The sequence below is a fragment of the Saccharopolyspora taberi genome, assembly GCF_039534165.1.
In the GTDB taxonomy this organism is placed as follows: domain Bacteria; phylum Actinomycetota; class Actinomycetes; order Mycobacteriales; family Pseudonocardiaceae; genus Saccharopolyspora_D; species Saccharopolyspora_D taberi.
In genome coordinates this window covers 1-6,156 of record NZ_BAAAUX010000007.1, presented here as the reverse complement: position 1 = coordinate 6,156, position 6,156 = coordinate 1, and the positions used below count along the sequence as shown (strand labels likewise).

Sequence of the window (6,156 nt, the reverse complement as noted above, 5' to 3'; positions counted from 1 at the left end):
CGGGCATGGCCTTCCTGCCGGCCGACGCCGAGCAGCGCGCGCTCGCCGCGGAGCTGGTCGAGCGCATCGCCGCCGAGGAGGGCCTGCGGGTGCTGGGCTGGCGCGAGGTGCCGACCACGCCGGAGCGGGCGGGCGTCGGCGAGACCGCGCTGCGCTGCATGCCGCACTTCAGCACGCTGCTGGTGGCCGCCGCCGACGGTGAGCGCGCCGGGATCGAGCTGGACCGGCTGGCGTTCTGCCTGCGCAAGCGGGCCGAGCGGGAGTCGGCCGAGGCGGGCGTGGAGCTCTACTTCCCGTCGCTTTCCAGCCGCACCATGGTCTACAAGGGAATGCTGACCACCGGTCAGCTCCCCGCGTTCTTCCCCGACCTCACCGACGAGCGGCTGACGAGCGCGATCGCGCTGGTGCACAGCCGTTTCTCCACCAACACCTTCCCCTCCTGGCCGCTCGCGCACCCGTTCCGGTTCGTCGCGCACAACGGCGAGATCAACACGATCCGCGGCAACCGCAACCGGATGCGCGCCCGCGAGGCGCTGCTGGAGTCGGACCTGATCCCGGGCGAGCTGTCCCGGCTGTACCCGATCTGCGCCGACGAGGGCTCGGACTCGGCCTCGTTCGACGAGGTGCTGGAGCTGCTGCACCTGGGCGGGCGCAGCCTGCCGCACGCGGTGCTGATGATGATCCCGGAGGCGTGGGAGAACCACGCCGAGATGGACCCGAAGCGCAAGGCGTTCTACCAGTTCCACGCCAGCCTGATGGAGCCGTGGGACGGCCCGGCGTGCGTGACGTTCACCGACGGCACCCTGGTCGGCGCGGTGCTGGACCGCAACGGCCTGCGCCCGGCGCGCTGGTGGCAGACCGCCGACGACCGGGTGGTGCTGGCCAGCGAGTCCGGCGTGCTCAACATCAAGCCCGAGGAGGTCGTGGCCAAGGGCCGCCTGCAGCCGGGCCGGATGTTCCTGATCGACACCGAGCAGGGCCGGATCGTCGACGACGAGGAGATCAAGTCGGCGCTGGCCGGGGAGCGGGCCTACGACGAGTGGCTGCACGCCGGTCTGCTCGAACTCGACGGCCTGCCCGACCGCGAGCACGTGGTGCAGAGCCACGAGTCCGTGGTGCGCCGCCAGCTGACCTTCGGCTACAGCGAGGAGGAGCTGGCGCTGCTGCTGGCCCCGATGTCCCAGTCCGGCGGTGAGCCGCTGGGCTCGATGGGCTCGGACACCCCGCCCGCCGCGCTCTCGCAGCGGTCCCGGATGCTCTACGACTACTTCGTGCAGGGCTTCGCGCAGGTGACGAACCCGCCGCTGGACGCGATCCGGGAGGAGATCGTCACCTCGGTCGCGCGGGTGATGGGCCCGGAGCAGAACCTGCTCGACCCGTCCGCGGCCTCGTGCAGGCACGTCGTGCTGCCCGCGCCGGTGATCGACAACGACGAGCTGGCCAAGCTGATCCACATCAACCACGACGGCAACCTGCCCGGCTTCGCCTGCACCACGTTGTCCGGTCTGTACGAAGTGGATGGTGGTGGCGCGGCGCTGGAGGCCGCGATCGAGCGGGTCCGGCAGGAGGCGTCGGAGGCGATCGCGGGCGGGGCGCGGATCCTGGTGCTGTCCGACCGCGACTCCGACCACCGGATGGCGCCGATCCCGTCGCTGCTGCTGGTCTCGGCGGTGCACCACCACCTGGTGCGGACCAAGGAGCGGCTGCGGGTCGCGCTGGTGGTGGAAAGCGGTGACGCCCGCGAGGTGCACCACATCGCCGCGCTGCTGGGCTACGGCGCCGCCGCGGTGAACCCGTACCTGGCCTTCGAGACCATCGAGGACATGATCTCCACCGGCCAGATCAGCGGGATCCGGCCGAAGGTGGCGGTGCGCAACTACGTGCAGGCGCTGGTCAAGGGCGTGCTGAAGGTGATGTCGAAGATGGGCATCTCCACCGTCGGCGCCTACACCGCCGCGCAGGTCTTCGAGGCCGTCGGGCTGTCCCAGGAGGTCGTCGACTCCTACTTCCGCGGCACCACCTCCAAGCTCGGCGGGGTCGGGCTGGACGTGCTCGCCGAGGAGGTCGCGCAGCGGCACCGCCGCGCCTACCCGGAGAACCCGGCCTCCCGGATCCACCGCAGGCTGGAGGTCGGCGGCGAGTACTCCTACCGCCGCGAGGGCGAGCTGCACCTGTTCACGCCGGAGACGGTGTTCCTGCTCCAGCACGCCACGAAGACCCGCCGCTACGAGGTCTTCCAGAAGTACACGGCCGAATGCGACCGGCTGTCGGCCGAGGGCGGCACGCTGCGCGGGCTTTTCGGGCTCGACAGCGGGCGGCAGCCGATCGACATCGACGAGGTCGAGCCGATCTCGGAGATCATGAAGCGGTTCGCCACCGGCGGCATGAGCTACGGCGCGATCTCGGCCGAGGCGCACGAGACGCTGGCGATCGCGATGAACCGCATCGGCGGGGTCTCCAACTCCGGCGAGGGCGGCGAGGACGCCGACCGGCTCTACGACCCCGAGCGCCGCTCGGGCATCAAGCAGGTCGCCTCCGGCCGCTTCGGCGTCACCAGCGAGTACCTGGTCAACGCCAGCGACATCCAGATCAAGATGGCGCAGGGCGCCAAGCCGGGCGAGGGCGGCCAGCTCCCGGCGCACAAGGTGTACCCGTGGATCGCCAAGACCCGGCACTCCACGCCGGGCGTCGGCCTGATCTCGCCGCCGCCGCACCACGACATCTACTCGATCGAGGACCTGGCGCAGCTGATCCACGACCTGAAGAACGCCAACGACCAGGCGAGGGTGCACGTCAAGCTGGTCAGCTCGGTCGGCGTCGGCACGGTCGCGGCGGGCGTGAGCAAGGCGCACGCCGACGTGGTGCTGATCTCCGGTCACGACGGTGGCACCGGCGCGGCGCCGCTGACCTCGCTCAAGCACGCGGGCACGCCGTGGGAGATCGGGCTTGCCGAGACGCAGCAGACGCTGCTGCTCAACGGCCTGCGCGACCGGATCACGGTGCAGGTCGACGGCGGCATGAAGACCGGCCGGGACGTGATCGTCGCCGCGCTGCTGGGCGCCGAGGAGTACGGCTTCGCCACCGCGCCGCTGGTCGTCGAGGGCTGCGTGATGATGCGCGTCTGCCACCTCGACACCTGCCCGGTGGGTGTCGCGACGCAGAACCCGGAGCTGCGCAAGCGCTACACCGGCCAGGTCGACCACGTGGTGAACTTCTTCGAGTTCGTCGCGCAGGAGGTGCGGGAGTACCTGGCGCAGCTGGGTTTCCGCACCCTGGACGAGGCGATCGGCCAGGTCGAGGCGCTGCGCACCGAGGAGGCGGTGGAGAACTGGAAGGGCCGCGGCCTGGACCTGGGTCCGGTGTTCGCGGTGCCGCGGACTCCGTACTCGCCGGTGCGCCGCCGGGTCCGGGAGCAGGACCACGGCCTCGACCACGCGCTGGACCGCACGCTGATCCAGCTCGCCGAGGCGGGCCTGGAAGACGCGCATCCGCTGCGGCTGCAACTGCCGGTCCGCAACGTCAACCGCACCGTCGGCACGCTTCTGGGCGCGGAGGTGACCCGGCGCTACGGCGGTGAGGGCCTGCCGGACGGCACGATCCACGTCGAGCTGGAGGGCTCGGCCGGGCAGTCGCTGGGCGCGTTCCTGCCGCCGGGCGTCACGCTGGACCTGGTCGGCGACGCCAACGACTACGTCGGCAAGGGCCTGTCCGGCGGCCGGATCGTGGTGCGCCCGCACCCGGACTCGGCGTTCGCCGCCGAGGACCAGGTGATCGCGGGCAACGTGATCGGCTACGGCGCCACCAGCGGCGAGATCTTCCTGCGCGGCAAGGTGGGCGAGCGGTTCTGCGTCCGCAACTCCGGCGCGGTCGCGGTCGCAGAGGGAGCGGGCGACCACGCCTTCGAGTACATGACCGGCGGCACGGCGGTGGTGCTCGGCCGCACCGGCCGCAACGTCGCGGCGGGCATGTCCGGCGGCACCGCGTTCGTGCTCGACATCGATCCGGTGCGGGTCAACACCGCGATGGTGGACCTGCAACGGCCGACCGCGGCCGACCTGAAGTGGCTGCACGAGATCGTGCGGCGGCACCACGAACTGACCGGCTCGACGGTGGCGGCCTCGCTGCTGGGGGACTGGCCGCGGCGCTCCGCGGCGTTCACCAAGGTGATGCCGCGCGACTACCAGCGGGTCCTGGAGGCGATGCGCCAGGCCAGGGCCGAGGGCCGCGACGTCGACGAGGCGATCATGGAGGCTTCCCGTGGCTGACCCGCAGGGCTTTCTCAAGTACTCCCGGGCCGACGCGCCGAAGCGTCCCACCGACGAGCGACTGGGCGACTGGTACGAGGTCTACGCCGCGCTGTCCACAGAGGACCGCAAGGCGGAGACCTCGAAGCAGGCGGCCCGCTGCATGGACTGCGGAATCCCGTTCTGCCACTCGGGATCGGCGGGCTGCCCGCTGGGCAACCTGATACCGGAGTGGAACAACATGGTCCGCCGCGGCCAGTGGCAGCAGGCGTCCGAGCGGCTGCACGCGACCAACAACTTCCCGGAGTTCACCGGGAAGCTGTGCCCGGCGCCGTGCGAGGCGGGCTGCGTGCTGGCGATCTCCCCGGCCGCGGGCGGCGCGGTCGCGATCAAGCGGGTCGAGGAGGCCATCGCCGAGGTCAGCTGGGACAACGACTACGTCGAGGCGCGGGTGCCGGAGTTGCAGACCGGGCACCGGGTCGCGGTCGTGGGCTCCGGTCCCGGCGGGCTGGCGGCGGCGCAGCAGCTGACCAGGGCGGGCCACGAGGTCACCGTGTTCGAGCGGGACGACCGGATCGGCGGTCTGCTCCGCTACGGCATCCCCGAGTTCAAGATGGAGAAGTCCGTCCTGGACCGGCGGCTGGCCCAGATGCGGGACGAGGGAACGAAGTTCGTCACCGGCTGCGAGGTCGGCGTCGACCTGACCGTGGAGGAGCTGCGGGCGCGCTACGACGCGGTCGTGCTCGCGGTCGGCGCGCTGCGCGGCCGGGACGACCGGACGGTGCCGGGCCGGGAGCTGGGCGGCGTGCACCTGGCGATGGACCACCTGGTGCCGGCGAACAAGGAGTGCGAGGGCGACGGCCCGACGTCGATCTCGGCGGAGGGCAAGCACGTCATCGTCATCGGCGGCGGCGACACCGGGGCGGACTGCTACGGCACCGCGACCCGCCAAGGTGCGTTGTCGGTGACGCAGCTGGACAACTACCCGCAGCCGCCGACGACCCGCGACGACGACATCTCGCCGTGGCCGACCTGGCCGTACATCCTGCGCACCTACCCGGCGCACGAGGAGGCGGGCGAGCGCAAGTTCGCGGTCGCGGTGCAGGAGTTCGTCGGCGACGACGACGGGAACGTGCGCGCGGTGCGGCTGCGCGAGGTGCGCGTCGAGCGGGTGGACGGCCGCAGGCAGGTCGTCCCGGTCTCCGACGAGGTCGAGGAACTGCCGTGCGACCTCGCCCTGCTGGCGATCGGCTTCGAGGGCGTCGAGCACATGCCGCTATTGGACGGCCTGGGCATCGAGCTGACCAAGCGGGGAACGATCGGCTGCGGCTCGAACTGGGAGACCGCGGCCCCGGGCGTGTTCGTCTGCGGCGACGCCCACCGGGGCGCTTCGCTGGTGGTGTGGGCGATCGCGGAGGGTCGGTCGGTGGCCAACGCCGTCGACGCGTACCTGACCGGCGCTTCGCAGCTGCCTTCTCCGGTGCACCCGACCGCTCTGCCGCTGGCCGTGGTGTGAGGTTCGCGGGAGCGGCGGTTGATCGGTCCGCCGCTCCCGCGGGCTCGTGTGGGTGTGTTGGGGCGGGGCGGTGTTGGGCTCGCGTCGGTGTGTCGGTCGGGCTGGTGCTGGACACGTGTCGGTGTGTCGGGCGGGCGGGTGTCGGACATGCGTCGGTGTGTTGGGCGCGCGGGTGTCGGACTCGCGTCGGTGTGTCGGTCGGGCCGGTGTTGGACTCGCGTGGGTGTGTCGGGCGGGCTGGTGGTGGACATGCGTCGGTGTGTTGGGCGCGCGGGTGTCGGACTCGCGTCGGCGTGTCGGGCGGGGCTGGCGGCGGCACTCGTCGGCGCACCTGGCCCTGCTGACCGAAATTCCCCGCCGGAAGCCCGCCCCCCCGCCGGTCAACCGCCAGACCCC

At 71.9% G+C, this 6,156-nt stretch carries 2 protein-coding genes; both read left to right on the top strand.

Annotated features, from left to right (window positions below):
- Window positions 1-4,265, top strand: a 4,265-nt coding sequence (gltB, locus tag ABD691_RS07115) for a glutamate synthase large subunit (RefSeq protein WP_344678649.1), incomplete at its 5' end; no start/stop codon positions are given.
- On the top strand, window positions 4,258-5,760 hold the full coding sequence (locus ABD691_RS07110) for a glutamate synthase subunit beta (RefSeq protein WP_344678648.1): 1,503 nt from the start codon (window positions 4,258-4,260) through the stop codon (window positions 5,758-5,760). The genes gltB and ABD691_RS07110, both read left to right, overlap by 8 nt.
- Window positions 5,761-6,156 lie beyond the last annotated feature (396 nt).